This is a genomic window from Vibrio sp. 1580 (assembly GCF_033340055.1).
Map to the genome: position 1 here is coordinate 1 of NZ_JAWOVT010000559.1, position 564 is coordinate 564.

General features: G+C 48.9%; 1 protein-coding gene. It reads left to right on the top strand.

What is annotated here, in order from left to right; translation table 11 throughout:
* Positions 1-564 (top strand): PAS domain S-box protein (locus tag R7093_RS27150; protein ID WP_318147267.1); only part of this gene is annotated, 564 nt, incomplete at both ends.

Sequence of the window (564 nt, forward strand, 5' to 3'; positions counted from 1 at the left end):
GCGGAAAAATTCATTGATGCCGACCGATTAGTGGTCGCCACTGGCACACAGAACATCGTTGAAGAGTGTCGCCAAATTGATGAAAACAACAACCCAACTTGGCTGGAAACCATCAAATCACCGGTACGAAATCAGGCCGGCGACCTGATCGGCGTTTTGGGCATGACGGGCGACATCACCCGTCGCAAGATGGTGGAAACGCAATTGTCGTTAGCGTCGAAAATCTTCAACAACTCGCAAGAAGGTATGGTCATTACCGACAGCAATGCCAATATCATTGATGTCAACAACGCGTTCTCGCAGATCACCGGATTCAGCGCCGAAGAAGTGATTGGGAGGAACCCCAACATTCTCCGCTCTGGGCACCATGATGATGCTTTTTACCAACAACTTTGGCAGCAACTTGAAACCAAAGGTCAATGGAAAGGCGAGTTTATCAACCGCAAACGGGATGGCAGCATTTCCCCGCAATTAGCCACTATTAGCGCGGTAATGGATGACAAAAACCACCTAATTAACTACATCTGTGTGTTTGAGGACATCTCCGTGCGCAAAGCGCACGAA